At 71.4% G+C, this 23,522-nt stretch carries 25 protein-coding genes; 11 read left to right on the top strand and 14 right to left on the bottom strand.

The window, feature by feature from the left end; all coding sequences use genetic code 11:
• Positions 1-64: 64 nt before the first annotated feature.
• The 6 genes from VT52_RS25655 to VT52_RS25630 form a co-directional block, all read right to left on the bottom strand.
• The gene (locus tag VT52_RS25655) at positions 65-991 is read right to left on the bottom strand and encodes a dihydrodipicolinate synthase family protein (protein WP_046422256.1); all 927 of its coding nucleotides are present in this window, start codon (positions 989-991) and stop codon (positions 65-67) included.
• A gap of 40 nt (positions 992-1,031) precedes the next feature.
• A complete protein-coding gene (locus tag VT52_RS25650) occupies positions 1,032-1,961 on the bottom strand; it encodes a CDP-diacylglycerol diphosphatase (RefSeq protein ID WP_240509876.1) in 930 nt (309 codons plus the stop codon).
• A 137-nt stretch (positions 1,962-2,098) separates the two neighbouring features.
• Complete coding sequence (locus VT52_RS25645) at positions 2,099-3,247, bottom strand: FAD-dependent oxidoreductase (protein ID WP_046422255.1); 1,149 nt, start codon at positions 3,245-3,247, stop codon at positions 2,099-2,101.
• A gap of 120 nt (positions 3,248-3,367) precedes the next feature.
• Positions 3,368-4,063: a TetR/AcrR family transcriptional regulator gene (locus tag VT52_RS25640; RefSeq protein WP_046422254.1), complete on the bottom strand. Its 696-nt coding sequence runs from the start codon at positions 4,061-4,063 to the stop codon at positions 3,368-3,370.
• 38 nt (positions 4,064-4,101) lie between these two features.
• A complete protein-coding gene (locus VT52_RS25635) occupies positions 4,102-4,308 on the bottom strand; it encodes a DUF397 domain-containing protein (protein WP_046422253.1) in 207 nt (68 codons plus the stop codon).
• Entirely contained in the window at positions 4,290-5,123 is an 834-nt protein-coding gene (locus tag VT52_RS25630) for a helix-turn-helix domain-containing protein (protein ID WP_046422252.1), read from the bottom strand. The genes VT52_RS25635 and VT52_RS25630 overlap by 19 nt, the downstream gene beginning before the upstream one ends.
• Before the next feature lie 113 nt (positions 5,124-5,236).
• Between VT52_RS25630 and VT52_RS25625 the strand changes: the two genes are divergently transcribed.
• From VT52_RS25625 to VT52_RS25610, 4 genes are read left to right on the top strand one after another with little or no spacing between them, the layout of a single operon-like run.
• Positions 5,237-5,455, top strand: a complete 219-nt coding sequence (locus tag VT52_RS25625; protein ID WP_046422251.1) for a hypothetical protein — start codon at positions 5,237-5,239, stop codon at positions 5,453-5,455.
• Between the two features lie 26 nt (positions 5,456-5,481).
• A complete protein-coding gene (locus tag VT52_RS25620; protein ID WP_046422250.1) occupies positions 5,482-5,670 on the top strand; it encodes a hypothetical protein in 189 nt (62 codons plus the stop codon).
• A gap of 54 nt (positions 5,671-5,724) precedes the next feature.
• The gene (gene recO, locus VT52_RS25615) at positions 5,725-6,474 is read left to right on the top strand and encodes a DNA repair protein RecO (RefSeq protein WP_046422249.1); all 750 of its coding nucleotides are present in this window, start codon (positions 5,725-5,727) and stop codon (positions 6,472-6,474) included.
• A 49-nt stretch (positions 6,475-6,523) separates the two neighbouring features.
• Complete coding sequence (locus VT52_RS25610) at positions 6,524-7,354, top strand: isoprenyl transferase (protein ID WP_046422248.1); 831 nt, start codon at positions 6,524-6,526, stop codon at positions 7,352-7,354.
• Positions 7,355-7,363: 9 nt separating this feature from the next.
• On the opposite strand, the gene VT52_RS25605 is transcribed toward VT52_RS25610, so the two are convergent.
• The 4 genes from VT52_RS25605 to VT52_RS25590 all read right to left on the bottom strand — a co-directional run bounded on the left by VT52_RS25605 (position 7,364) and on the right by VT52_RS25590 (position 10,488).
• A complete protein-coding gene (locus tag VT52_RS25605) occupies positions 7,364-7,780 on the bottom strand; it encodes a Fur family transcriptional regulator (protein ID WP_046422247.1) in 417 nt (138 codons plus the stop codon).
• Between the two features lie 61 nt (positions 7,781-7,841).
• Positions 7,842-8,744 carry a metal ABC transporter permease gene (locus tag VT52_RS25600; RefSeq protein WP_046422246.1) on the bottom strand — a complete coding sequence of 301 codons (903 nt, stop codon included), beginning with the start codon at positions 8,742-8,744 and terminating at the stop codon, positions 7,842-7,844.
• Positions 8,744-9,517 carry a metal ABC transporter ATP-binding protein gene (locus VT52_RS25595; RefSeq protein ID WP_046422245.1) on the bottom strand — a complete coding sequence of 258 codons (774 nt, stop codon included), beginning with the start codon at positions 9,515-9,517 and terminating at the stop codon, positions 8,744-8,746. The genes VT52_RS25600 and VT52_RS25595 overlap by 1 nt, the downstream gene beginning before the upstream one ends.
• 11 nt (positions 9,518-9,528) lie before the next feature.
• Positions 9,529-10,488 carry a metal ABC transporter substrate-binding protein gene (locus VT52_RS25590; RefSeq protein WP_046422244.1) on the bottom strand — a complete coding sequence of 320 codons (960 nt, stop codon included), beginning with the start codon at positions 10,486-10,488 and terminating at the stop codon, positions 9,529-9,531.
• A gap of 161 nt (positions 10,489-10,649) precedes the next feature.
• Here VT52_RS25590 and VT52_RS25585 point away from each other — a divergent pair, with 161 nt between their 5' ends.
• The 3 genes from VT52_RS25585 (at position 10,650) to VT52_RS25575 (ending at position 13,930) form a co-directional block, all read left to right on the top strand.
• A complete protein-coding gene (locus VT52_RS25585) occupies positions 10,650-12,032 on the top strand; it encodes a glycine--tRNA ligase (protein ID WP_046422243.1) in 1,383 nt (460 codons plus the stop codon).
• Positions 12,033-12,300: 268 nt separating this feature from the next.
• A complete protein-coding gene (locus tag VT52_RS25580) occupies positions 12,301-13,317 on the top strand; it encodes an aldo/keto reductase (protein WP_046422242.1) in 1,017 nt (338 codons plus the stop codon).
• Positions 13,318-13,342: 25 nt separating this feature from the next.
• Positions 13,343-13,930, top strand: a complete 588-nt coding sequence (locus VT52_RS25575; protein ID WP_046422241.1) for a TetR/AcrR family transcriptional regulator — start codon at positions 13,343-13,345, stop codon at positions 13,928-13,930.
• Between the two features lie 9 nt (positions 13,931-13,939).
• Here the strand turns inward: VT52_RS25575 and VT52_RS25570 are convergent, their stop codons facing one another.
• Positions 13,940-14,221: a DUF4369 domain-containing protein gene (locus VT52_RS25570; protein ID WP_053055531.1), complete on the bottom strand. Its 282-nt coding sequence runs from the start codon at positions 14,219-14,221 to the stop codon at positions 13,940-13,942.
• Between VT52_RS25570 and VT52_RS38160 the strand changes: the two genes are divergently transcribed.
• Positions 14,220-14,381: a hypothetical protein gene (locus VT52_RS38160; protein WP_167377742.1), complete on the top strand. Its 162-nt coding sequence runs from the start codon at positions 14,220-14,222 to the stop codon at positions 14,379-14,381. The two genes, VT52_RS25570 and VT52_RS38160, sit on opposite strands and share 2 nt — an antisense overlap.
• 328 nt (positions 14,382-14,709) lie before the next feature.
• On the opposite strand, the gene VT52_RS25565 is transcribed toward VT52_RS38160, so the two are convergent.
• Positions 14,710-16,140: an MFS transporter gene (locus tag VT52_RS25565; RefSeq protein WP_046422240.1), complete on the bottom strand. Its 1,431-nt coding sequence runs from the start codon at positions 16,138-16,140 to the stop codon at positions 14,710-14,712.
• A gap of 102 nt (positions 16,141-16,242) precedes the next feature.
• On the opposite strand from VT52_RS25565, the gene VT52_RS25560 reads away from it, so the two are divergent.
• Positions 16,243-17,139, top strand: coding sequence for a helix-turn-helix transcriptional regulator (locus VT52_RS25560; protein ID WP_420856309.1), 897 nt, complete (start codon positions 16,243-16,245; stop codon positions 17,137-17,139).
• Between the two features lie 135 nt (positions 17,140-17,274).
• Positions 17,275-18,645, top strand: coding sequence for a S53 family peptidase (locus VT52_RS25555; RefSeq protein WP_046422239.1), 1,371 nt, complete (start codon positions 17,275-17,277; stop codon positions 18,643-18,645).
• Between the two features lie 73 nt (positions 18,646-18,718).
• On the opposite strand, the gene VT52_RS25550 is transcribed toward VT52_RS25555, so the two are convergent.
• Positions 18,719-20,170: an MFS transporter gene (locus tag VT52_RS25550; RefSeq protein WP_046422238.1), complete on the bottom strand. Its 1,452-nt coding sequence runs from the start codon at positions 20,168-20,170 to the stop codon at positions 18,719-18,721.
• A gap of 164 nt (positions 20,171-20,334) precedes the next feature.
• Here VT52_RS25550 and dusB point away from each other — a divergent pair, with 164 nt between their 5' ends.
• Complete coding sequence (gene dusB, locus VT52_RS25545) at positions 20,335-21,465, top strand: tRNA dihydrouridine synthase DusB (RefSeq protein WP_046422237.1); 1,131 nt, start codon at positions 20,335-20,337, stop codon at positions 21,463-21,465.
• Positions 21,466-21,522: 57 nt separating this feature from the next.
• On the opposite strand, the gene VT52_RS25540 is transcribed toward dusB, so the two are convergent.
• Complete coding sequence (locus VT52_RS25540) at positions 21,523-23,463, bottom strand: amylo-alpha-1,6-glucosidase (RefSeq protein ID WP_046422236.1); 1,941 nt, start codon at positions 23,461-23,463, stop codon at positions 21,523-21,525.
• Positions 23,464-23,522 lie beyond the last annotated feature (59 nt).

Genomic DNA, 23,522 nt, shown 5'->3' with positions numbered 1-23,522 from the left:
CGGAACCGGACTGAGCCGGGGGACGGGAACCGGACTGAGCCGGGCGGGCCCCGGCACGGGCCGGCTACAACAGCCCTGCCGCGGCGAGGTACTTGGCGACCTTCTCCGTCTCCTCGCCCGACAGCGGCACCTGCGGCTCCGCGGTGACCGCGCAGTCGATCACGCCCCGCAGGCGCAGGGCCGCCTTGAACGCGCCCAGCGCCGAGGAGCTGCCGCCCATCCGCGCCGGATCGCCCGCCCCGGTCAGCCCGAACAGCGCGCACAGCCGGTCCTGTTCGGCCCGCGCCCCCTCCCAGTCGCCCGCCCGGCACTGCCGGTAGAGCCGCACGTACCCGTGCGGATCGACGTTGGCCAGCCCCGGCACCGCCCCGTCCGCGCCGAGCGCGAGCGCGGCGTCGGCGATCAGCTCGGAGCCGGTCAGCACGGCGAAGCCGGGGTGGGCGCGGGCCCCGGTGACCAGCTCACGGAAGGCCGCCAGATCCCCGCTGGAGTCCTTGACGCCCGCCAGCACCCCGTCCCCGGCGAGCCCGAGCACCAGTTCGGGGGGCAGTTTGGTGTGCACGGCGACCGGGATGTCGTAGGCGATCACCGGCACCGGGCTCAGGGCCGCGATCCGGCGGTAGTGGTGGACGATCTCCGAGGGATGGGTACGGGCGTAGAACGGCGCGGTGACCACGACCGCCTCCGCCCCGGCCGCCGTGACCGCCCGGACGTGCTCCAGGACCCTCGGGGTCGTCATGTCGATCGCCCCGGCCAGCACCGGCAGCCGCCCGCCCACGTGCCCCGCGACCGCCTCCACCACCAGGCGCCGCTGGGCGTCCGTGAGGAAGGCCGACTCCGAGGTCGAGCCGAGCACGAACAGCCCGTGCACGCCCGCGCCCACGAGATGGTCCACCAGCCGCAGCAGCGAGGGCACATCGACCTCGCGTCCGGGCGTCAGTGGCGTGCAGACGGGCGGGACGACTCCGGTGAGCGGGGCGGGGAAGGTCATGCACGGCTCCTGTGGGCTGGGTCGCGGGCCGACGGGACCCTCAGGCGTACACCAGCAGGTAGTCGCACGTGCTGGTGCCGTCGTGCAGGGACGTGTCGCTGTTGAGGACGTAGAAGGAACCGGCGAAGGATCCGGCGGCCGTCGTCTTCGGGACCACGATGATGGTCTGGTCCGCCATGTTCAGCGAGTTCGGGACCACCACGTTCCGGTACAGCAGCGTGAAGAGGTTCTGCTGGAGGTCCTGGAGCTTGAGGATGCGGTAGACCCGGTCGCCGGTACCCGCGGGCCCCGAGACGGGCGCCTGGTTGCCCGGGGCGGCCCACTGGGAGGGCTGGGTGGCCATACGGCCCTGGGATTCGAGCTCCTGGAGCCGCCGCTGCGTGCTCGCCCTGATCCCGGCCATGTGGATGTGCAGCTGGTCGTAGCGGCGGGCGTGCTGCGAGTTGATCCCCAGCCCGATGTCCGGGTACTGCACGGGGACACTGCCGCCGCTTCTCGCGTTCTCCCACGCCTCGTGCCAGTAGTTCGCCGCCGAGTCCATGTGGACGAACGGGCACTCGATGCCGGTGATCCGGCACGAGGGGAGGAGGAGGTAGTTGTGCGTGTTCTCCGGCTTCCCGTGCAGGATGACGTAGTTCGGGGTCACCTTCAGGCAGTCGGGCTTGGGCTGCGGAGGCGGCGGGGTGACGCCCTGCGTGCAGTACTTGACGTCGTTCCACAGCGGGTCGTCGTCGGTGGGCCTGCCGCACAGGGGCTGGAGCTGAGCGGGCGGACAGGGGTTCGCCCCGCCGGGCGGAGGGGTCGTGGGACACCACGGGTCGGGCGTGGGCCCGCCGTGCGCCGTGTCCGCCGCGGCGGTCGTGCCCGCCATGACTCCCGCACCGGTCAGCAGCGCCGCGCCGCCGACGGTGCCCGAGAGCACGACGAATCGCCGCCGGGGAAGTTCGTTCGCGTTCGTCTGGTCGCTCATGGGTGTGCTCTCCGAGTGAGAGGGGCTCTCGGCCCGTTTCCACCCCCCGCTGATGCGTCCACAGAATAGGGACGGGAGATCGGATTTCCCGGCGACCGAACCGGTCGGCTCGGCGCGTTCCGCCATTGGGAGGGGGGTTACGCGGTCCCCGGCCCCGCGGTGAAGAAGGCGAGCATCCGCTCCATGCCGTCGTCGGCGAACATCGTGTCCAGGCTGGCCGCGGACTCCGTGGCGCAGGCGTGGGCGCGGGGGAAGAGGGCGGACTCGTAGGCGGTCAGGGCGGCCTCGGTGTCGCCCGGGTGGGCGGCCACGGCCTCGGCGAGTTCCGCGCCGTCGTACATGGCCAGGTTGGCGCCCTCGCCGGCGAAGGGGGACATCAGGTGGGCGGCGTCGCCCAGCAGGGTCACCCCGGGGACCCGGTCCCAGCGGTGGCCGACGGGCAGGGCGTGGACACGGCGCGGGGTGAGCGGGCCGTCGGCGTCCGCGACCAGCCCCCGCAGGCCCTCGTGCCAGCCCGCGAAGCCCGCGAGGACCGCCGCCTTCGCCGACGCCGTGTCGCCGAAGTCGATCGTGTCCAGCCAGCCCTCGTCCGCCTTCATCGCGGTGTAGACGTGCAGGCTGCCGTCGGTCTCCCGATGGGCCAGGAAGCCGCGTCCGCCGCCCAGGCTGATGAAGAACCCGCCGCCGATCAGCTCCGCGCCGCCCGGATGGCGGGCGTCGGCGTCCAGCAGGTCCGTCTCCACCAGGGAGATCCCGGTGTACGCGGGCCGCGCGGACGAGACCAGCGGCCGGATCCGCGACCACGCGCCGTCCGCGCCGATCAGCAGACCGGTCGTGACGGCCGAACCGTCGGCGAACGTCACCTCGTGCCGGCCGCCGCCGAGACCCCGTGCCCCGGTCACCTTGGCGCTCCAGCGGACCGTGCCCGCCGGCAGCGAGTCCAGCAGCAGGTCGCGCAGGTCACCGCGGTCCACCTCCGGGCGGCCGCCCTCGCCGTCGTCCGCCCGGGAGACGTGCACGGTGCCGTCCGGGCCGACCAGCCGCATCGCCTGGCCGCCCGCGTGGACCAGCTTCCGGAAGGCGTCGTGGAGACCGGCGGAGCGCAGCGCCCGCTGCCCGTTCTCCTCGTGGATGTCGAGCATGCCGCCCTGCGTCCGGGCCGCCGCGGACGCCTCCGCCTCGAAGACCGTCGCCTCGATCCCGTGCACGCGCAGGACCCGGGCGGCCGTCAGACCGCCGAGTCCCGCGCCGACGATCGCTATGGGGACGTGGTTGCCGTGCGTCACAGGGGCCTCCCGGCCGAGGGGTCTCTACCGAACACCTCCACCGTAGCGAACATGTTCGTAACGAACAAGTTCGTCCATGGGTACGAGAAGACCGGGGCAGGGGTGCGGGGACGTGTCCGCTCAGTCCGCCGTGGTCGGGACCGGGGTCCGCGTGATGCCGTTGACCAGCACGTCGAAGCTCCAGCGCATGCGGTCCTCCACCGCGCCGGCGAGCAGTGCCGGCATGTGCGCCTCGATCGCCGGGTGCGTCGTCCCGCTCACCGAGTGCAGGGCGCGGGCGAGGGCGTCCCAGTCGTCCGCGTTCGCCGGGTCGTTCGCCTGCGTGGCGTGCTCGGCGGCGGCCGCCGTGGCGTCCTGGAGCAGCTTGTCGACACCCCAGGCGACCTGCTCGCGCGCGGCGCCGCTGCGGGAGAGCAGGTCCAGGACCCGTTCCACCAGCCGCAGGTAGTTCTCGCCGCTGGGCCGTGCGACGAGGGCCGACCGGGCGAGCTGCGGGTGCGCGAACAGGACGCGGGTGTACGACGCGAGCACGGCCCGAAGCCGCTCCCGCCAGTCCTCCCCGGCGCCCTCGGCCGCCAGGTCGACCTCGCCGAGCAGCGCGTCCAGCACGGCCGCGTGCAGCTCGGCGGTGTTGGCCACGTACACGTACAGCGAGGCCGGGCCGGTGTCCAGCTCCTGCGCCAGCCGGCGCATGGTGACCTTCTCCAGCCCCTCGGCACGCATGAGCCGTACGGCGGTGTCCACGATGCCCTGCCGGGTCAGCGCGGGCTTCGCGGGACGTTCCCTACGGCTGGCCGGCTCTCTTCTCGCTGTCATGCCGTGATCGTAGCGAACGCGTTCGTGGCGCCGGCCGCCTAGAAGCGGGCGGCTCCGGTGGCGCTGATGAACGCCGACCAGGCGGCCGGGCCGACGAGGAGGACGGGTCCGGTCGTCGTCTTGCTGTCGCGGACGGGTACGACGCCGGGGACTCCGTCGGCGACCTCGACGCACTCGTTCGAGCTGTCGCCGCTGCTGTAGGTGCTCTTGCGCCAGTGGGCGTTGCTCAGGTCGTGCTCGCGCATCGTCTGTAGTCCTCCGCCGCCGATTCGAGCAGGGCCAGGGACGCCTCCGGCGACAGCGCGGCGGCCCTGAGGAGATCGTAGGACGCCCACTTCCGCTTTGCTACCGCCGGTTCGTCCAGCAGACTCCCCGAAGACACGCCTTCTGTATAGACAGTTGGCGGGGCATCCTCGAACTCCATGAGTGTCATCAGTTTGCCCATCTCAGGATGCGCGCCGGCGGAGAACGGCAGTACCTGCAGCACCATCTTGCGCCCCCGTGTCAGCGTCGCGATGTGCTCCAGCTGGCGGGCCATGACTGCCGGGCCGCCCACGGGGATGCGCAAGGTCGTCTCGTGGAGGAGCGTCCAATACACGGGCCGTGTAGCGTCTTTGAGGATCTTCGTTCGGTCCATGCGCGCGCTGACCAGCTCCTCGATGTACTCATCGTTGGCGAGTGGATTACCGGCCAGGAACATTGCCTGTGCGTACTCCCGTGTCTGAAGGAGCCCCGGTACCACCGACGGCGCCCACTGGTAGATCGCCGTCGCGAGCCGCTCCAGTTCCACGACATGCGCGAAGTAAGCGTCATAGGGCTGTTCCTTGATGAGCTTCTTCCACAGCCGTTCGAAAAAGCCGTCGGTTTGTAGGACGGTGTCGAGCCGTTGCGCCACATCCGCCTGCGGCTTTCGGATCGCCTGCTCGAACTGGCCGATGTAGCCGCCGGAAACGAATACCAAGATGCCCAGCTCGGACTGGGTGAGCGCCGCGTTCTCCCGGCGGCGTTTCAGTTCGGCTCCGAAGAACTCCCACGCCGCCTGACGTGAACCGTTGGCCATGGCCAACCCCCTTGATGTTTCTTGTTGTTGTAGTGCTCAGGGTGCTGCCGAGTGTAGAGGCGGAGGGTCATCATGGGAGTGCGAAGCGGAAAACCCGGAAAGGAAAACCGACGATGGCGGACAAGCACTCCGTGCTCTGTGTCGAAGAGGCGGACGACGTGGTGCGGGAATTGCGGGAGGCGTTGGGAAAGGCGGGGGTCGTGTTGCCCTCGCTGCGGATCGATCTGGCGAGCATTGCCAGGGAGAAACCCTGCCCGCACGTGGAATTGGGCGGGTGTTCCGTGGACGTCGCGCGCAGGCTCGCCCGGGTGGTCGCCGGAGCGGTGCGGTGACGCTGCCACCGGTCGGGAGCCATGCCGTGGACACGGAGACCGGGCGGGTCGGGATCGTGATGGCGTACGAGGGGGCCGCCGTGTGGATGCGGCCGTACGGGGGCGGCCGGGAATGGGAGGCCGATCCGGTGGCCGTGCGGGCGGCCGCCGTCACCGAGCGGATCCGCGCGGAGACGGCGTACGCCAACGCCCGCAGCCGGGGCGAGGTGCTCTAGCCGCGCCGCCGTCGCGCGCAACGGCCGGCCGGCCCCATGGGGGAGAATGGGGGCATGAGTCTGTTCCGCGACGACGGCATCGTGCTGCGCACCCAGAAGCTGGGCGAGGCGGACCGGATCATCACCCTGCTCACCCGGGGGCACGGCCGGGTCCGGGCCGTGGCGCGGGGCGTGCGGCGCACCAAGTCGAAGTTCGGGGCCCGGCTGGAGCCCTTCTCCCACGTGGACGTGCAGTTCTTCGCGCGCGGCAGCGAACTGATCGGCCGCGGGCTGCCGCTGTGCACACAGAGTGAGACGATCGCGCCGTACGGTGGCGGCATCGTGACCGACTACGCGCGCTACACCGCCGGTACGGCCATGCTGGAGACCGCCGAGCGGTTCACCGACCACGAGGGCGAGCCGGCCGTGCAGCAGTACCTGCTGCTGGTCGGCGCCCTGCGGACGCTGGCCCGGGGGGAGCACGCCCCGAACCTGGTGCTGGACGCGTTCCTGCTGCGCTCGCTCGCCGTCAACGGGTACGCGCCCAGCTTCGGTGACTGCGCCAGGTGCGGGATGCCCGGCCCCAACCGGTTCTTCTCCGTCGCCTCCGGCGGCTCCGTGTGCGTCGACTGCCGGGTGCCCGGCAGCGTCGTGCCGTCCCCGGGGACCCTGGTACTGCTGGGCGCGCTGCTTACGGGAGACTGGGAGACGGCGGACGCCTGCGAGGCGCGGTTCGTCCGGGAGGGCAGTGGGCTGGTCTCCGCCTATCTGCACTGGCATCTGGAACGCGGGCTGCGGTCGCTGCGGTACGTGGAAAAGTCCTAGCCGGGCCCGGGGAACCGGCCCGGAGAAGTCGTAGAGGGAGTCGGAGCACATGGTGGTACGCGGGATCCTGGGGCGCCAGCGGCGCGAGTACACGGCGCCGGAGCCGCACCCCTCCGGTGCCCGTCCGCCGAAGCTGCCCGGTGAGCTGGTCCCGAACCACGTGGCGATCGTCATGGACGGCAACGGGCGGTGGGCCAAGGAGCGGGGGCTGCCGCGGACCGAGGGGCACAAGGTCGGCGCCGAGCAGGTGCTCGACGTGCTCCAGGGGGCGATCGAGATGGGCGTGCGCAACATCTCGCTGTACGCCTTCTCCACCGAGAACTGGAAGCGCTCCCCCGAGGAGGTGCGCTTCCTCATGAACTTCAACCGCGACTTCATCCGCAAGAGCCGGGACCAGCTGGACGCGCTGGGCGTGCGGGTGCGCTGGGCCGGGCGGATGCCCCGGCTGTGGAAGTCGGTCGCCAAGGAGCTGCAGGTCGCGCAGGAGCAGACCAAGGACAACGACCGGCTCACCCTGTACTTCTGCATGAACTACGGCGGCCGGGCCGAACTCGCCGACGCGGCGAAGGCGTTGGCGGAGGATGTGCGGGCCGGGCGGCTGGACCCGTCGAAGGTGTCCGAGAAGACGATCCAGAAGTACCTGTACTACCCGGACATGCCGGACGTCGACATGTTCCTGCGGCCCAGCGGGGAACAGCGGACGTCCAACTACCTGCTCTGGCAGAGCGCCTACGCCGAGCTGGTCTTCCAGGACGTGCTGTGGCCGGACTTCGACCGGCGCGACCTGTGGCGGGCGTGCGTGGAATTCGCCTCCCGCGACCGGCGGTTCGGCGGCGCCATCCCGAACGAGGAGCTGCTGGCGGCGGAGGGTGACGACTGAGGGCTTTTCTCAGTCGCTGCGCGTGGCGCACTCCGCGCACGTACCGAAGATCTCCACGGTGTGCGCCACGTTGACGTAGCCGTGCTCCGCCGCGATCGCCTCCGCCCACCTCTCCACGGCCGGGCCCTCCACCTCCACCGCCTTGCCGCAGCCGCGGCAGACGAGATGGTGGTGGTGCTCGCCGGTCGAGCAGCGGCGGTAGACGGACTCGCCCTCGGACGTGCGCAGCACGTCGACCTCGCCGGCGTCGGCGAGGGACTGGAGCGTGCGGTAGACGGTGGTGAGCCCGACGGAGTCGCCCTTGTGTTTGAGCATGTCGTGGAGCTCCTGCGCGCTGCGGAACTCGTCGACCTCGTCCAGCGCGGCCGCCACAGCTGCCCGCTGACGGGTCGCGCGGCCCTTCACGGGCGGTCCAGCGGTCGTCACTGCTGCCTCCTCACTTCTCACCCCTGACCCGGGCCATTGTGCCAGCCCGGTGCCCCCGAGGTCAGGCGTTGATCTCCTCTTCCGTCCCGCGGGCGGCCGGAATCACGCATTCCGCCGGGTTCCGGCCGGACCCCGCCGCCGCGGCCGCGCGGGCGCGGCGGCGGGCCAGCCGGGCGGCCAGCGCGGTCAGGACGACGAACGCGGCGATGGTGAGCAGGACGATCGTCGCGCCGGGCGGCACGTCCTGGTAGAACGAGGCGATCGTGCCGCTGACGGTCACGGTGATGCCGAGCGCCACCGCGATCGCGAACGTCATGGCGAAGCTGCGGGTGAGCTGCTGGGCCGCCGCCACCGGCACCACCATCAGAGCGGAGACCAGCAGCAGCCCGACGACGCGCATGGCGACCGTCACCGTCACCGCCGCCGTGACCGCCGTCAGCAGGTTCAGGGCGCGCACCGGCAGGCCCGTCACCCGCGCGAACTCCTCGTCATGGCTGACCGCGAACAACTGACGGCGCAGGCCGAGGGTGACCAGCACCACGAACCCGGCCAGCAGGCAGATCGCGAGGACGTCGGAGGGGGAGACCGTGGACAGGGAGCCGAACAGATAGGTCATCAGGTTGGCGTTGGAGCCCGTCGGCGCCATGTTGATGAACATCACGCCGCCCGCCATGCCGCCGTAGAAGAGCATGGCCAGCGCGATGTCGCCGCGCGTCCTGCCGTACCAGCGGATCAGCTCCATCAGGAGGGCGCCGAGCACGGAGACCGCCGTCGCCATCCAGACCGGGGAGGAGGACAGCAGGAAGCCGAGGCCGACGCCGGTCATGGCGACGTGTCCGATGCCGTCGCCCATCAGGGCCTGGCGGCGCTGGACCAGGTAGATGCCGATGGCGGGGGCGGTGACGCCGACCAGGACGGCGGCGAGCAGGGCCCGCTGCATGAAGGCGTAGTTCAGGAAGTCCATCAGCTCAGCAGTCCCGTGCGGATCGGTTCGGTGGCCCCGGCATGGGGATGTACGTGGTCGTGGCCGGGCCGGAGAGTGCCGGCCGCGGCTCTCGGGGGCGGTCCGTCGTGCACCACGCAGCCGTCGCGCAGCACGACCGCGCGGTCGATCAGCGGCTCCAGGGGGCCCAGTTCGTGCAGCACGAGCAGGACCGTCGTACCCGCCTCCACCTGGGTCCTCAGCGTCCGGGCCAGGATCTCCTGGCTGACCAGGTCGACGCCGGCCATCGGCTCGTCCATGATCAGCAGTTCGGGACGGGCGACGAGCGCGCGGGCGATCAGCACGCGCTGGTGCTGGCCACCCGACAGGGCGTTCACCGAGTCCTTGGCGCGGTCCGCCATGCCGACCTGCTCCAGGGCGTCCCGCACGGCGTCCCGGTCGTCCTTGCGGAAGAGGCCGAAACGGGTGCGGGCGAGACGGCCGGAGGAGACGATCTCGGCGACCGTCGCCGGGACGCCGCCCCCGGCCGTGGTGCGCTGCGGCACATAGCCCACGCGGGCCCAGCCGCGGAAGGCGCGCCGGGGGGTGCCGAACAGTTCGATACCGCCGTCGGCGACCGGCACCTGGCCGATGACCGTACGGATCGCCGTGGACTTGCCGGAGCCGTTGGCGCCGAGGAGGGCGACGACCTCGCCCTGCCCGACGGCCAGGTCGATGCCGCGCAGGACCGGTCGGCCGCCGAGGTCGGCCCGTACGCCGCGCAGGGATATGACGGGCTCGCCGTGTGTCTCCATGCTGACTCCTGTCACTTGGTGCCCAGCGCCTGCTGGAGCGCCTTGAGGTTGGCGTTCTGGACGGAGAAGTAGTCCTTGCCGCGGGACTCGGCGGTGATCCCCTCGATGGGGTCGAGGACGTCGGTCCTCAGGTGCGCGTCGTGCGCGATGGTCTTCGCGGTCTTGTCGCTGACGAGCGTCTCGTAGAAGACGGTCGAGACGTGGTCGGCCCTCGCCATCCGCTCCAGGTCCCGCACCCGCGCGGCGCTCGGCTCCGACTCGGGGTCGAGGCCGTTGATCGCCTCCTCGGTGAGCCCGTAGCGCTCGGCGAGGTAGCCGAAGGCCGCGTGGGTGGTGATGAAGACCTTGGACCTGGTGTGCGCGAGACCGGTGCGGAAGCGTTGGTCCAGGTCGTTCAACTGCTTGACCAGGGCCGCGGTGTTCTTCTCGTAGGCGGCCGCGTGCTTGGGGTCGGCCTTCTCCAGGGCCTTGCCGACGCCCTGTGCGACCTGCGCGTAGCGCACCGGGTCGAGCCAGATGTGCGGGTCCTTGCCCGCGGACTCCTCGCCCTTGGTGGTGTCGTGCGCGGCGGCGTGCCCGCCGACCTCGTTGCCGTGCGCCTCCAGGGAGACCAGGGAGCCGGCGTCGACCTTCGTCCGCACCGAGGACTGCGCGACCGCGGCGTCCACCGAGGGCTGGAGGTTCTTGAGGTAGAGGACGGCGTCGGCGTCGTCGATCGCGGCGATCTGCTTGGGGCTGATCTCCAGGTCGTGCGGCTCCTGGCCGGGTGTGGTGAGACTGGTGACGTGGACGTGGTCGCCGCCGATCCGCTCGGCGAGGAAGGACATCGGATAGAAGGACGCGATGACGTCGAGCCTGCCGTCGGCCCTCGCCGCGGTGTCACTCCCGGAGCAGCCGGAGAGCGTGCCGAGACCGAGGGCGGTGACGGCGGTCAGGGCGGCGACGGGTATGAGGCGTCCACGTATGTTCATGACAGTCATTTTCAACAAAAATGGAAACCGTTGTCAACAACGCCCTCGGGATGCCCGTGGACAGGGGCCGATTTGGTCGTGGGGGAGCATGCGCCGGTAACCTGAAGCATTCGCTGGAAGCATCTCGCTTCAACGCCCGTCGTCGTAATGAAGAGAGCACCGTGGCCGCCGACAAGATCGACACCATCGTCAGCCTGAGCAAGCGCCGTGGCTTCGTTTTCCCGTGCAGTGAGATCTACGGCGGTCAGCGTGCCGCCTGGGACTACGGACCGCTGGGTGTCGAGCTCAAGGAGAACATCAAGCGCCAGTGGTGGCGCTACATGGTGACGTCCCGCGAGGACGTGGTCGGTATCGACTCGTCCGTCATCCTGGCCCCCGAGGTCTGGGTCGCGTCCGGCCACGTCGCCACCTTCACGGACCCGCTGACCGAGTGCACCGCGTGCCACAAGCGGTTCCGTGCCGACCACCTCGAAGAGTCCTACGAGGAGAAGAAGGGCCACGCCCCGGCGAACGGCCTGGCCGACATCAACTGCCCGAACTGCGGCAACAAGGGCCAGTTCACCGAGCCCAAGCAGTTCTCCGGCCTGCTGTCGACGCACCTCGGCCCCACCCAGGACTCCGGCTCGGTCGCCTACCTGCGCCCCGAGACCGCCCAGGGCATCTTCACCAACTTCGCCCAGGTGCAGACCACTTCGCGCCGCAAGCCGCCGTTCGGCATCGCCCAGATGGGCAAGTCGTTCCGCAACGAGATCACGCCGGGCAACTTCATCTTCCGCACCCGTGAGTTCGAGCAGATGGAGATGGAGTTCTTCGTCAAGCCGGGCGAGGACGAGCAGTGGCAGGAATACTGGATGGAGCAGCGCTGGAACTGGTACACGGGCCTCGGCCTGCGCACCGAGAACATGCGCTGGTACGAGCACCCGAAGGAGAAGCTCTCCCACTACTCGAAGCGGACCGCGGACATCGAGTACCGCTTCCAGTTCGGTGGCAGTGAGTGGGGCGAGCTGGAGGGCGTCGCCAACCGCACGGACTACGACCTCGGCGCGCACTCCAAGGCATCCGGCCAGGACCTCTCCTACTTCGACCAGGAGGCCGGGGAGCGCTGGACGCCGTACGTCATCGAGCCGGCGGCGGGTGTCGGCCGCACCATGCTGGCCTTCCTGCTCGACGCGTACGTCGAGGACGAGGCGCCCAACGCCAAGGGCAAGATGGAGAAGCGCACGGTGCTGCGCCTCGACCACCGTCTCGCCCCGGTGAAGGTGGCCGTGCTGCCGCTGTCCCGCAACCCCGAGCTGTCGCCGAAGGCCAAGGGCCTCGCGCAGGCGCTGCGGCAGAACTGGAACATCGACTTCGACGACGCGGGCGCCATCGGCCGCCGCTACCGCCGTCAGGACGAGATCGGCACGCCGTTCTGCGTGACCGTCGACTTCGACACCCTCGAGGACAACGCGGTCACCGTGCGCGAGCGCGACACGATGAAGCAGGAGCGCGTGTCCCTCGACCAGATCGAGGGCTACCTGGGCCAGCGTCTGCTGGGCTGCTGACCCCGGCCCCCGTCGCCGCCCCGGGGGCTCCGCCCCCGGATTCCCGGCCCACGCCCGCCCACCAGCCGATCCCGTCGGCCGGTGGGCGGGCGCTTTCGTGCCGGCGGCACCTCAACGGCCTTGCGGCGACCCGACGTTGCATGCCGTCCTCCACGGCGCCGCGCCGTCGGCAGAACATGTCATGTGCATGACGTACTGGCCCGCGAGGGGGTTCGAGTGACAGCTGACAAATATTGAAATCTGTCAGCTGTCATGCCATGCTGGATGCATGACGACGACACCGCACACCCGAAACCTCGGCACCACCGGCCCCCGGGTCTCCGCCCTCGGCCTCGGCTGCATGGGCATGTCCGCTCTGTACGGGGACGCCGACCGCGCCGAGTCCGTCGCGACCGTCCACGCCGCCCTGGAGGCGGGCGTGACCCTGCTGGACACCGGCGACTTCTACGCCATGGGGCACAACGAGATGCTGATCGGCGAGGCCCTGCGCACCGCGCCCGCCGCGCTGCGCGAACAGGCCCTGGTCAGCGTGAAGTTCGGCGCCCTGCGCGACCCGGAGGGCAACTGGAGCGGCTACGACGGCCGGCCCGCCGCCGTGAAGAACTTCGCCGCCTACTCCCTCCAGCGACTGGGCGTCGACCACATCGACGTCTACCGGATCGCCCGCCTCGACCCGGACGTCCCGATCGAGGAGACCGTCGGCGCCATCGCCGAACTGATCGAGAAGGGGTACGTCCGCCACGTCGGCCTCAGCGAGGTCGGCGCCGAGACGATCCGCCGGGCCGCCGCCACCGCGCCGGTCTGCGACCTCCAGATCGAGTACTCGCTCATCTCCCGGGGCATCGAGCGGGACATCCTGCCGACCACCCGCGAACTGGGCATCGGCATCACCGCCTACGGCGTGCTCTCCCGGGGTCTGATCTCCGGCCACTTCACCCGGGACCGGCAGCTCGCGGCCAACGACTTCCGCGCCCACTCGCCCCGCTTCCAGGGCGAGAACCTCCAGCACAACCTGGACCTGGTCGACGCGCTGCGCGAGATCGCCGAGCGCAAGGGCGCCACCGTGGCGCAGACCGCCATCGCCTGGGTGCTGTCGCGCGGTGAGGACATCGTGCCGCTGGTCGGCGCCCGCACCCGGCAGCGGCTGACCGAGGCGCTCGGCGCCCTCGACATGACGCTGGACGCGGCCGACCTGGCGGCGATCGAGGAGGCCGTACCCGCGGACGCGGCGGCCGGTGACCGGTACCCGAGCGCGCAGATGGCACACCTGGACAGCGAGCGCTGATCCGGATGCCGGGTACGGTCTAGGCATGGCACCGACCAGCGAGACCCTGACCGCCGAGCGCATCCTGGCGGCGACCGAGGAAGTGCTGCGCCGGCACGGACCGGCCAAGGCCACCGTGGTGGACGTGGCCCGCGCGCTCGGTGTCAGCCACGGCAGTGTCTACCGGCACTTCCGTACCAAGGCCGCGCTGCGCGAGGCGGTCACCAAGCGCTGGCTGGACCGGACCTCCCAGAAGCTCGCCGAGATCGCCGCCGCGAGCGGGCGGGACCCCGAGGCCCGGCTGCGGGACTGGCTCGCCGCGCTGTTCGAGGCCAAGCGGCACAAGGCGGGCGACGACCCGGAGCTGTTCGCCACGTACACCGTGCTGACGGACGAGAACGGCGCGGTCGTCGGCGAGCACATAGCCGACCTGACCGCGCAGCTGACCCGGATCATCACGCAAGGGGCCGGGTCGGGCACCTTCTCGGTGCCCGACCCGGCCGCCGCGGCCCGAGCCGTCTTCCAGGCCACCGGCCGGTTCCACGATCCCTGTTATGCCAGGGAGTGGACCCTGCCCGGCGTCGGCGAGGAGTTCACGGCCGTCGTGGACCTGCTGGTGCGGGGTCTTCGCTGACGGCGGGCGTCAGCTGACCTTCACGCTGACCGGCGAGGACATGACCTTGCCGTCCCTGGTCACCACGCGCACCGTCTCGTTGCCCTTGGCGGTGAAGGCGCGGCGGATGCTGAAGTTGCCGTTCCGGTTGACGACGGTCGTGGTCCGCAGCGTGGTCCACTTGCCGTTCATCCGGTGCTGGAGGACCAGCGTCGTGCCGGCCTTCACGCCCTTGACATGACCGGCGAAGGTCACGGACTGGCCGTGCCGGACGGTCTTGTGGTCGGCCGAGACGGTGATGGAGCCCACCATGGTCGACGCCGCCGCGTTCTTCGGCGTCGTCTTCTTGGTCGTCGACCGCGTCGGCATCGGTTTCGGCTTCATCGTCGCCGTGCGCGTGGGCATCGGCTTCTTGGTCGGCATCATCCCCATGGACGCGCTCGCCTTGGGGCTGGGGCTGGTCGCGGCGTAGGCTCCGGCCGTACCGCCGGAAAGCAGCGCCACGGACAGTACACCGGCGCCCAGAGCACGGCCGTAGCGGTGGTGGCGGAGTACGGAGGTCATGGTTGTCTCCTGTCGCTCGATCGTTCGCTCGATCGGACGTCTCCCAGGCTGACCCGACTTCGCTCCGTCGGCCACTCGAAGCGCTGTGTAACCGGGCGGTGGAGCCCGTGGAAGCGCAGGTCAGAGGCGCTTGACGGGGATTTCCGGCCCTCTTCGCCGGCCTCTCTCACGCGCGTCGGGAAGGAGCGCCGGGAACCGCGCGAGCACCGCCGAACGGCCGTACCCGACCCCGGCGCTCAGCCGGCCCTCCTCGGCAGCCGAAGCCCCAGCACCCCCGTCAGCACGATCCCGCCCAACTGCGTGAGCAACGTGACGGCCAGCGCCTCCCGCATCCCCACGTGCGGCACGAGCGTGAGGAACAGCGTCCCCAGCGTCGCCACCCCGAGCGCCAGCCCCGCCTGCTGCGTGGTGACCAGCACCCCGCCGCCCACACCGGCCCGCGCCGCCGGCACCTCGGACAGCACCAGCCGCATCACATTGGGGAGTTGGAGCGCCTGCCCGGCACCGGCCACGGCCACCCCCGGCAGCAGCGCGGCGACACTCACCTGCGGCCAGTCCCGCCAGACGGTCGCCGCGATCAGCAGCACACCGACGCCCTGGACGGCGGATCCGGCCGGGATCACCCGTGTGCCGAACCGCCCCATCAGCCGCGGTCCCGCGAGCGACACGAAGAGGAACACCACGGCCATCGGCGCGAGCGCGAGCCCGGCCGGCACCGGGCCGAGGTGCGCCCCCTGCTGGAGCGCCAGCGCGATCACGAACATGAACCCGCTGAAGCCGACCGAGAACGGCACGATCAGCACGAGCCCGCGCCGCAGGGAGGCCAGCCGCAGCAGGCTCGGCGGCACCAGGGGGGTGCGCCCCGCCCGGTCCGCCCGCCGTTCCACCAGCCAGAACCCGGCCGCCACGAACGGGAAGGCGGCCAGCGACAGCCACGTCCACAGCGGCCAGGCGGCCGCCCGGCCCTCGGTGAGCGGCGCGAGCAGCGTCAGCAGGGACACCGCGAGCAGCGCGGTGCCGGGGCCGTCGACGGGTTCCGGATGCTGTGAGCGGGTCTCGGGGACGAGCCGTACGGCCAGCACCAGACCCAGCACGACCACCGGCACGTTGACCAGGAACACCGACCGCCAGCCGCTCCCGGCGATGTCGGCGGCGACCAGGACCCCGCCGAGCACCTGGCCGGCCACCATGGACAGGCCGGCCGTGGCGCCGTACAGGCTCATCGCCCTGGCGCGGCGCGCGCCCTCGGTGGCGGACTGGATGGTGGCGAGCACCTGCGGGAGCATCGCGGCGGCCGCGGCGCCCTGCGCCACCCGCGCCGCCACCAGGCTCCACGCGTCGGGCGCCAGTCCGCAGGCCAGCGAGGTCAGGCCGAAGGCCGCCATGCCGCCGAGGAACAGCCGGCGGCGCCCGAACAGGTCCCCGAGCCGCCCGCCGAGCACGAGCAGCACGGCATAGGCGACGCCGTACCCCGCGACCACCAGCTCCAGTACGGCCTCGCTCGCGTGCAGATCGGCGCCCATGGTGGGCAGGGCGACATTGACGATGAAGAAGTCGACCAGCGGCAGCGCCGCGGCCAGCAGAACGGTGAACAGCCCGGGGCCACCGAGCACGGGCGCTGCGGCGGCCGCCCGGCGGACGACGGGGGCGGTGACGGTCTCACTCATGCCATCGAGCCTGCGACGCGGCTCAGACGGGTACCAGAGTGTCCTCATCCTGGTACCAGGAGTACCTGGAAACAGGATGGCCGGCGCGGCACCCTGGAGGGCATGGCCACCATGACGACCATCGCACCGGAACCGGGGCGCGCCGCGGGCGGCGCGGAGATCCGGCGCCACGAACTGGCCGCCTTCCTGCGCAGCCGGCGAGAGCGCATCACCCCCGAGCAGGTCGGCCTGCCGCGCGGCCCGCGCCGCCGTACGCCGGGACTGCGCCGCGAGGAGGTGGCACACCTGTCCGCGGTCGGCGTCACCTGGTACACGTGGCTGGAACAGGCCCGCGCCATCCAGGTCTCCGTACAGGTCCTGGACGCCCTCGCGCGCACCCTGCGGCTCGACGCCAGCGAGCGCGCCCATCTGTTCCAGCTGGCCGGCGCCAACGACCCGACACCGGGGGCCCGTTGCCCGAGCGTGACGCCCGCGCTGCGGGAGATGCTGGACCGGCTCGGGCCGATCCCCGCCTCCGTGCAGAACAGCCGGTACGACATCCTCGCCTACAACCGCACCTACGCCCTCCTCATGGGCGCCGACCTGGACGAGATCCCGCCGGAGGACCGCAACTGCGTCCTGCTCGCCTACACCGACCCCCACTGGCGGGCCGCGATCGTGCACCTGGAGGAGACCCAGCGGCTGATGGCCGCCCGGCTGCGCGCGGCGCTCGCCGGCCATCTCGGCGAGCCCGCCTGGAAGATGCTGCTCAAACGCCTTGAGCAATCACCCGAGTTCCGGGAGAACTGGGAGCGCTACGAGGTGGTCGGGCACCGCTCCAAGACCAAGGAGTTCGTCAACCCCCTTGTGGGACACCTGACGCTGGAGCACACCGACCTGTGGCTGGCCCCCGAGCTGGGCGGCCGGATGGTGACGTACACGCCGAAGAACGAGGAGACGCGCGAGCGCCTGGAGCGGCTCCACCGGCTGGCGCGACCAAGCCCGGCACAGGGGAGCTGATCAGTCCGCCGGGTACTGGTGCGGTTTCGGTAAAAGATTCGAAATCTACAGTTCAACAGGGTTGTCCTGTGCATGACTCGCTCGATGGGATGCGCGAGACCACTTCGGTCGACACCAGACCACTCAGGGGATTTCATGCACATATCCCGTACCGGGCGAGGCATCGCGGCGGCCACCACCGGGGCCGCCGCTCTCGTCGCCGCCGCGCTGGCGACCGCGACCCCCGGGGCTGTCGCCACCGCGACCCCCGCGGCCGTGCCGCACACCTTCGCGACCCCGGCCATCGCCGGGCACGCCCTCGCCCACGACGTGGACAGCCCGATCTCCATCGCCCAGTGCCAGGCCAAGTGGCACATCAACTGCTACACACCGCTCCAGTACCGCACCGCGTACAACCTGAACTCGCTGTACCGCAAGGGCATCACGGGCAAGGGCCGCACGATCGTCATCGTGGACTCGTTCGGCTCCCCGACGATCCAGCACGACCTCGACGTGTACAGCAAGCAGTTCGGCATGGCGAGCACCAAGGTCTCGGTCGTCAAGTGGGGCAAGGTGCCGCCCTTCGACCCGAAGAACGGTGACATGACGGGCTGGGCGGGCGAGTCCACCCTGGACGTCGAGATGGCCCACGCCGCCGCTCCCGGAGCCAGGATCGTGCTGGTCGAGACGGGCGTCGCGGAGACCGAGGGCGTCACCGGTCTGCCGGAGATGATGAACGCCGAGAAGTTCCTGATCGACCACGGGGTCGGCGACGTCATCACGCAGAGCTTCGACGCGACCGAGAACACCTTCCCGGGCGTCGACCAGGGCGACTCCTCCAGCATCCAGAACCTGCGGTACGCGTTCAAGGACGCGGCCCGCAGGGGCGTGACCGTCCTCGCCTCCTCCGGCGACGACGGCCCCACCAACGGCACGTTGGACGGCTCGGGCGACTACACCAAGCAGGTCAACTCCTGGCCGTCCGCCGACCCGTTGGTCACCTCGGTCGGCGGCACCCAGCTGCACCTGGACGACCAGGGCAACCGCGTCAAGCCCGACAGCGTCTACAACGACTACGGCGCGGGCGGCGGCGGCATCTCCCACGTGTTCTCCCGGCCCGCCTTCCAGAACGGCGTGAAGAAGATCGTCGGCAACCACCGCGGAACCCCGGACATCTCGATGTCCGCCGCCGTCAACGGCGGTGCCTGGGTGTACTCCAGCTACGACCCGACGGCCGTCGGCTGGGACGTCTACGGCGGAACCAGCGAGTCCAGCCCGCTCTTCTCGGGCATCGTCGCGCTCGCCGACCAGGTCGCCGGGCACCGTCTGGGCAACGTCAACGCCGCGCTCTACCGCCTCGCCAGGCACAAGGGCACCGGCATCGTGGACGTCAACGACGGCACGGACAACACCTACGGCGGTGTCACCGGCTACAAGGCCGTCGACGGCTACGACATGGCCACCGGCGTCGGCACGCCGGACGCGCCGAGCTTCGTCAGGTCGCTGGCGAGGGCCGCGCGCCGCTGACCCGGACAGCCGGACGGGAGAGGGAGCCGGCCCGGTGTCGTACCGGGCCGGCTCTCACCTGGTCCGCGTGGCGTCAGACGCGCCCGGCGGCGCCCACGGCCTGCCGGATCTCCGTGCTCTCCAGCCGCCGCGCCGCCTGCTCGGCCGTACGGCGGGCCCAGAGGCCGCTGCTGAGCAGGCCCAGGGCGAGCACCGCGAGACCGCAGGCGGTGATGATCCACCAGCCGGGACGGGCGGCGTCGACGAAGGTGTCGCGGTACGAGGTCGAGCCGATGCCGGCGGCGAGCACCGCGCCGATCACCGCGACCCCGAGGGTCTGGCCCAGCTGCCGGCTGGTGGAGGCGACGGCCGCGGCGACCCCGGCCTGGGCGCGGGGCATGCCGGAGACCGCCGTGTTGGTGATCGGCGCGTTGACGAAGCCGAAGCCGATGCCGAACAGGACGTAGCCGAGGAGCAGGGTGGTGTTCGAGGTCTCGGCCTCGAACAGCGCGAACATCAGGCCGCTGGCCGTCATCGCCGCACCGGCGATCAGGAGTGGCAGCCGGGGGCCGCGGGTGCCGACCAGGCGGCCGGACAGGGGGGCGCACAGGAAGGTCGGCGCGGCCATGGGGAGCATCCACAGGCCGGCGTGCAGAGCGTCCAGGCCGCGCACGTTCTGGAGGTACAGCGTCGACATGAACAGGAAGCCGCCGAGCGCGGCGAAGGCGCTGATCGCGATCACGGTCGCCCCGCTGAACGGCGCGGAGCGGAAGAAGCGCAGGTCGATGAGGGGTTCGTCACGCCGGGGCTCGTACCAGAGCAGGGCGCCCAGGGCGACGGCGGCGATCACGAAGTACGGCGCGACCGCGGCGAGGCCGGAGCCGGGTGCCTGGATGATGCCGTAGGTCAGCGCGCCGAACAGGGCGATCACCAGCACCTGGCCCACCGGGTCGGGGCGGCGGCCCTTGGGGGCCCGGGACTCCGGGACGAAGCGCAGGGTCAGCAGCAGCGCCGCGAGGCCGATCGGCAGATTGATCCAGAAGATCGCGCGCCAGCTCACGGACTGCACCAGCAGGCCGCCGACCAGCGGGCCGAGCGCCATGGATATGCCGACCACCGCGCCCCAGACGCCGATGGCGCGGGCGCGCTCCCGGGCGTCGGTGAAGGTGTTGGTGATGATCGACATGGCGACCGGGTTGAGCATCGAGCCGCCGACCGCCTGGACCATGCGGAAGACGACGAGCAGGGACAGGCTGGGGGCGAGCGAGCACAGCACCGAACCGGTGGTGAACACCACGAGACCGGCCATGAAGACGCGCTTGCGGCCGATCCGGTCGGCCGTGGACCCGGCCAGCATCAGCAGCGAGGCCAGGACCAGGGTGTAGGCGTCGATGGTCCACTGCAGACCGGAGGTGGTGGCGTGCAGATCGCGCTGCATCGAGGGCAGCGCCACGTTCAGCACGGTGTTGTCGAGGCTCACGATCAGCAGGCTCATACAGCAGATCGCAAGCACGAGCATGCGCCTGCGGGGACTCAACTCTGGCATGCGTGCAATCGTACGCCGATTTCGATAGTGCGTCTAACTAATGACTATTACACGGGCCCGGGGGGAACGGCGGCGGGCGGGGCGCCTCGCACGCCGGCCGGTGAGGGACAATGGTTCCTCACCCACGCTGTCCTTCCGTCGTACATCCGTCCCGGAGCCGTCTGATGACCCACCCGCTCTCCATCGGCCCGCACACCGTGACTCCGCCCGTCGTGCTCGCACCCATGGCGGGGATCACGAACGCGCCCTTCCGCACGCTGTGCCGTGAGTTCAGCGAGGGCAAGGGGCTGTACGTCAGCGAGATGATCACGACCCGGGCACTGGTCGAGCGCAACGAGAAGACCATGCAGCTGATCAGGTTCGACGCGAGCGAGACGCCGCGGTCGATCCAGCTGTACGGCGTCGACCCCGCGACCGTCGGCAAGGCCGTCCGCATGATCGCGGAGGAGGACCTGGCCGATCACATCGACCTGAACTTCGGCTGCCCGGTCCCCAAGGTCACTCGCAAGGGCGGCGGCTCGGCGCTGCCGTACAAGCGGAACCTGCTGCGGGCGATCCTGCGCGAGGCGGTGTCCGGGGCGGGCGACCTGCCCGTGACGATGAAGATGCGCAAGGGCATCGACGACGATCACATCACCTACCTCGACGCCGGGCGGATCGCCGTCGAGGAGGGCGTGACGGCGATCGCGCTGCACGGCCGCACGGCGGCGCAGCACTACGGCGGCACCGCCGACTGGTCCGCGATCGCACGGCTGAAGGAGCACGTGCCGGAGATCCCGGTGCTCGGCAACGGGGACATCTGGTCGGCGCAGGACGCGCTGCGGATGGTCCGGGAGACCGGGTGCGACGGCGTCGTCGTGGGCCGCAGCTGCCTGGGCCGCCCCTGGCTCTTCGCCGACCTCGTGGCCGCCTTCGAGGGCCGCTCCGACTTCCGGCGGCCCACGCTGCGGGAGGTCGCCGACGTGATGGTGCGGCACGCCCGGCTCCTCGGCGAGTGGCTGGGCGACGAGTCCAAGGGCGTGATCGACTTCCGCAAGCACGTCGCGTGGTACCTGAAGGGCTTCGCGGTGGGCTCGGAGATGCGCAAGCGCCTCGCGATCACCTCCTCCCTCTCGGAACTGCGGGCCGGCCTCGACGAACTCGACCTCTCCCAGCCCTGGCCCGCCGGCGCCGACGGCCCCCGGGGCCGCACCTCCGGCAACAACCGCGTGGTCCTCCCGGACGGCTGGCTGAAGGACCCGTACGACTGCGCGGGCGTGACGGAGGACGCGGAACTGGACACGTCGGGCGGCTGACCCGGCTCCCAGCACCTCGGGGCGCGCCCCGAGGTGCCCGGTACCTCCTCGGTGCTCCTAGGCTCCGCCCACCGCCGTCAGCAGGGCCAGCGCCGCCGCCGCCGAGCGGGATTCACGGGTGCAGGCGTGGGGGTAGGGGACCGGTTCCGGGTGGGTGGTGCGGGGATAGCCGGCCAGGACCTCGGGGAGCCGGTGGGCGGGGGAGAGGGCCGTGGCGTCGATCAGGGCGTGCGCCACCGTGCGGGCCTCGTCGTGCAGGCCGTAGCGAGCCAGGCCCAGGGCGATCAGCGCGTTGTCGTGGGGCCAGACGGAGCCGCGGTGCGGGGAGAGGGGATGGTAGGCGGGCTGACCGCAGGCCAGTGTGCGCACCCCCCAGCCGGAGAAGAAGTCGGGCTCCAGCAGCCGCCGCCCCACCACCTCGCCGAACTCCTTGTCCAGGAGGCCCGTCCAGAGCAGATGTCCGGCGTCCGAGGCCAGCGCGTCGATCCGGTGGCCCTCGCCGTCCAGCGCGAGCGCCGGGAAGGCCGCCTCCCGCATCCAGAAGTCCCGCTGGAAGCGGTCGCGCAGATCGGCCGCCGCCTGCTCCAGCAGCGCCGCGTACGTCTCGTCGGCCCACACGGTCCGCGCCACCCACGCCGTGCGCCGCAGCGCGTCGTACGCGTAGCCCTGCGCGCCCGCCGCCATCACCGCCCCGCTCGGCCGCGTACCGTCCGCGCAGCAGATCGCGCCGGGCGAGTCCTTCCAGTTCTGGTTGGCGAGACCGCCCTCGTCGGCGCGGTAGACGAGATAGCCGCGCGAGGTCAGCCCGCCGTGGTCCAGCATCCAGCCGACGGCGGCCCGCGCGTGCGGCTCCAGCCGGCGGGCCGGCGCCGGGTCACCGGTCTGCTCGGTGTACGCGCCGAGCAGCACGAGGAACAGCGGGGTCGCGTCGACCGAGCCGTAGTACCGCGCGTAGGGCACCTGCCCGAAGTGCGCCAGCTCCCCGTGCCGTACCTCGTGCACGATCTTCCCCGGCTCGGCGCCCCGGGCACCCCCGGCACCGGTCGCCTGGGTCGCGGCCAGCGCGAGGAGCGTCGCGGCGGCCGGACGCGGCCGGTAGGGGAGCGCGAACAGCGAGGTGAGCAGGGCGTCCCGGGCGAGCAGCGTCAGGTACCAGGGGGCTCCGCCGGCCGGCACCCGCAGTTCCTCGCCGTCCGGACCCGTCGCCGGGATCTGGAGCGCCGCCAGGTCCGTGAGCCCCCGCGCACAGGCAGCCGACAGCTCCGGCCAGCCGGTCGGGAAGGCCACACCCTCCACGAACTCGGCTTCGAACGCGCTGAGTTGGGCCGTCGTGGCCGAGGGGTCCCGAGGCACGCGCAGCGCGCGCCGGTCGCCGTGCGGCCGGGCCATCACCCGCAGGACCAGCTCCCGCGTCCCGTGCGGGGGCAGCTCCAGCGCCCACACCAGCCGGCGGGCGCCCGTCCCCGTCTCCTCCACCGCCTCCGGCGCCGGATCGGCCGTGATCGTCGTGCACGAACGCCATTCCGCGCGCCGGTACGTGAACTCGATCCCGTCGTCCATCACGATCCGCGAGCGCAGGGCGCCCGCCTTGACGTACGTACGGTGATCGGGGCGCAGCTCGAACTGGTCGGCGAAGTCCGCGTCCGCGGTGATCGCCAGCCGGATGGTCGTCGGCACCGGACGATTGCTCGTCACCCGGACCGTCTCCACGAACGAGCTGTCCCCGACCGCCTGTTCACGGAAGAGCGTGTGCGCGGGCGGCTCCGGACGCGCCCCGCGCGGTACGAGGACACAGCGTGCGGTGCCGTCGTCCGCGACCGGTGTGAGCACCTCGGGCACCGCGCCGTCCACGGTGAGCTGCCAGCGGCTGAGATGCCGGGCGTCGCGCACGAACAACCCGTCCGGGGAGCCGCCGCCCCGGACCCCGCTGATGTCGCCCCGATCGCCCACGGCGGCGAACGTCGCGCCGTGCACGAGCAGATGATGCCGGTCGGTCATCCCCGGTCCCTTCCCTCGTCACTCCTGTCGAACGTGCCGGTGCCCGCCTCGGACACGCC

This window comes from Streptomyces malaysiense, assembly GCF_000980885.2.
Taxonomy (GTDB): Bacteria; Actinomycetota; Actinomycetes; order Streptomycetales; family Streptomycetaceae; genus Streptomyces; species Streptomyces malaysiense.
This window is presented reverse-complemented; position numbering and strand designations above follow the sequence as displayed.

Excerpts from the sequence above, each read along its gene's own strand:
- VT52_RS25655 (WP_046422256.1), bottom strand. The coding sequence starts at position 991 with ATGACCTTCCCCGCCCCGCTCACCGGAGTCGTCCCGCCCGTCTGCACG.
- VT52_RS25650 (WP_240509876.1), bottom strand. The coding sequence starts at position 1,961 with ATGAGCGACCAGACGAACGCGAACGAACTTCCCCGGCGGCGATTCGTC.
- VT52_RS25640 (WP_046422254.1), bottom strand. The coding sequence starts at position 4,063 with ATGACAGCGAGAAGAGAGCCGGCCAGCCGTAGGGAACGTCCCGCGAAG.
- VT52_RS25635 (WP_046422253.1), bottom strand. The coding sequence starts at position 4,308 with ATGCGCGAGCACGACCTGAGCAACGCCCACTGGCGCAAGAGCACCTAC.
- VT52_RS25630 (WP_046422252.1), bottom strand. The coding sequence starts at position 5,123 with ATGGCCAACGGTTCACGTCAGGCGGCGTGGGAGTTCTTCGGAGCCGAA.
- VT52_RS25625 (WP_046422251.1), top strand. The coding sequence starts at position 5,237 with ATGGCGGACAAGCACTCCGTGCTCTGTGTCGAAGAGGCGGACGACGTG.
- recO (WP_046422249.1), top strand. The coding sequence starts at position 5,725 with ATGAGTCTGTTCCGCGACGACGGCATCGTGCTGCGCACCCAGAAGCTG.
- VT52_RS25610 (WP_046422248.1), top strand. The coding sequence starts at position 6,524 with ATGGTGGTACGCGGGATCCTGGGGCGCCAGCGGCGCGAGTACACGGCG.
- VT52_RS25600 (WP_046422246.1), bottom strand. The coding sequence starts at position 8,744 with ATGGACTTCCTGAACTACGCCTTCATGCAGCGGGCCCTGCTCGCCGCC.
- VT52_RS25595 (WP_046422245.1), bottom strand. The coding sequence starts at position 9,517 with ATGGAGACACACGGCGAGCCCGTCATATCCCTGCGCGGCGTACGGGCC.
- VT52_RS25590 (WP_046422244.1), bottom strand. The coding sequence starts at position 10,488 with ATGAACATACGTGGACGCCTCATACCCGTCGCCGCCCTGACCGCCGTC.
- VT52_RS25580 (WP_046422242.1), top strand. The coding sequence starts at position 12,301 with ATGACGACGACACCGCACACCCGAAACCTCGGCACCACCGGCCCCCGG.
- VT52_RS25575 (WP_046422241.1), top strand. The coding sequence starts at position 13,343 with ATGGCACCGACCAGCGAGACCCTGACCGCCGAGCGCATCCTGGCGGCG.
- VT52_RS38160 (WP_167377742.1), top strand. The coding sequence starts at position 14,220 with ATGGTCGACGCCGCCGCGTTCTTCGGCGTCGTCTTCTTGGTCGTCGAC.
- VT52_RS25570 (WP_053055531.1), bottom strand. The coding sequence starts at position 14,221 with ATGGTGGGCTCCATCACCGTCTCGGCCGACCACAAGACCGTCCGGCAC.
- VT52_RS25565 (WP_046422240.1), bottom strand. The coding sequence starts at position 16,140 with ATGAGTGAGACCGTCACCGCCCCCGTCGTCCGCCGGGCGGCCGCCGCA.
- VT52_RS25560 (WP_420856309.1), top strand. The coding sequence starts at position 16,243 with ATGGCCACCATGACGACCATCGCACCGGAACCGGGGCGCGCCGCGGGC.
- VT52_RS25555 (WP_046422239.1), top strand. The coding sequence starts at position 17,275 with ATGCACATATCCCGTACCGGGCGAGGCATCGCGGCGGCCACCACCGGG.
- VT52_RS25550 (WP_046422238.1), bottom strand. The coding sequence starts at position 20,170 with ATGCCAGAGTTGAGTCCCCGCAGGCGCATGCTCGTGCTTGCGATCTGC.
- dusB (WP_046422237.1), top strand. The coding sequence starts at position 20,335 with ATGACCCACCCGCTCTCCATCGGCCCGCACACCGTGACTCCGCCCGTC.
- VT52_RS25540 (WP_046422236.1), bottom strand. The coding sequence starts at position 23,463 with ATGACCGACCGGCATCATCTGCTCGTGCACGGCGCGACGTTCGCCGCC.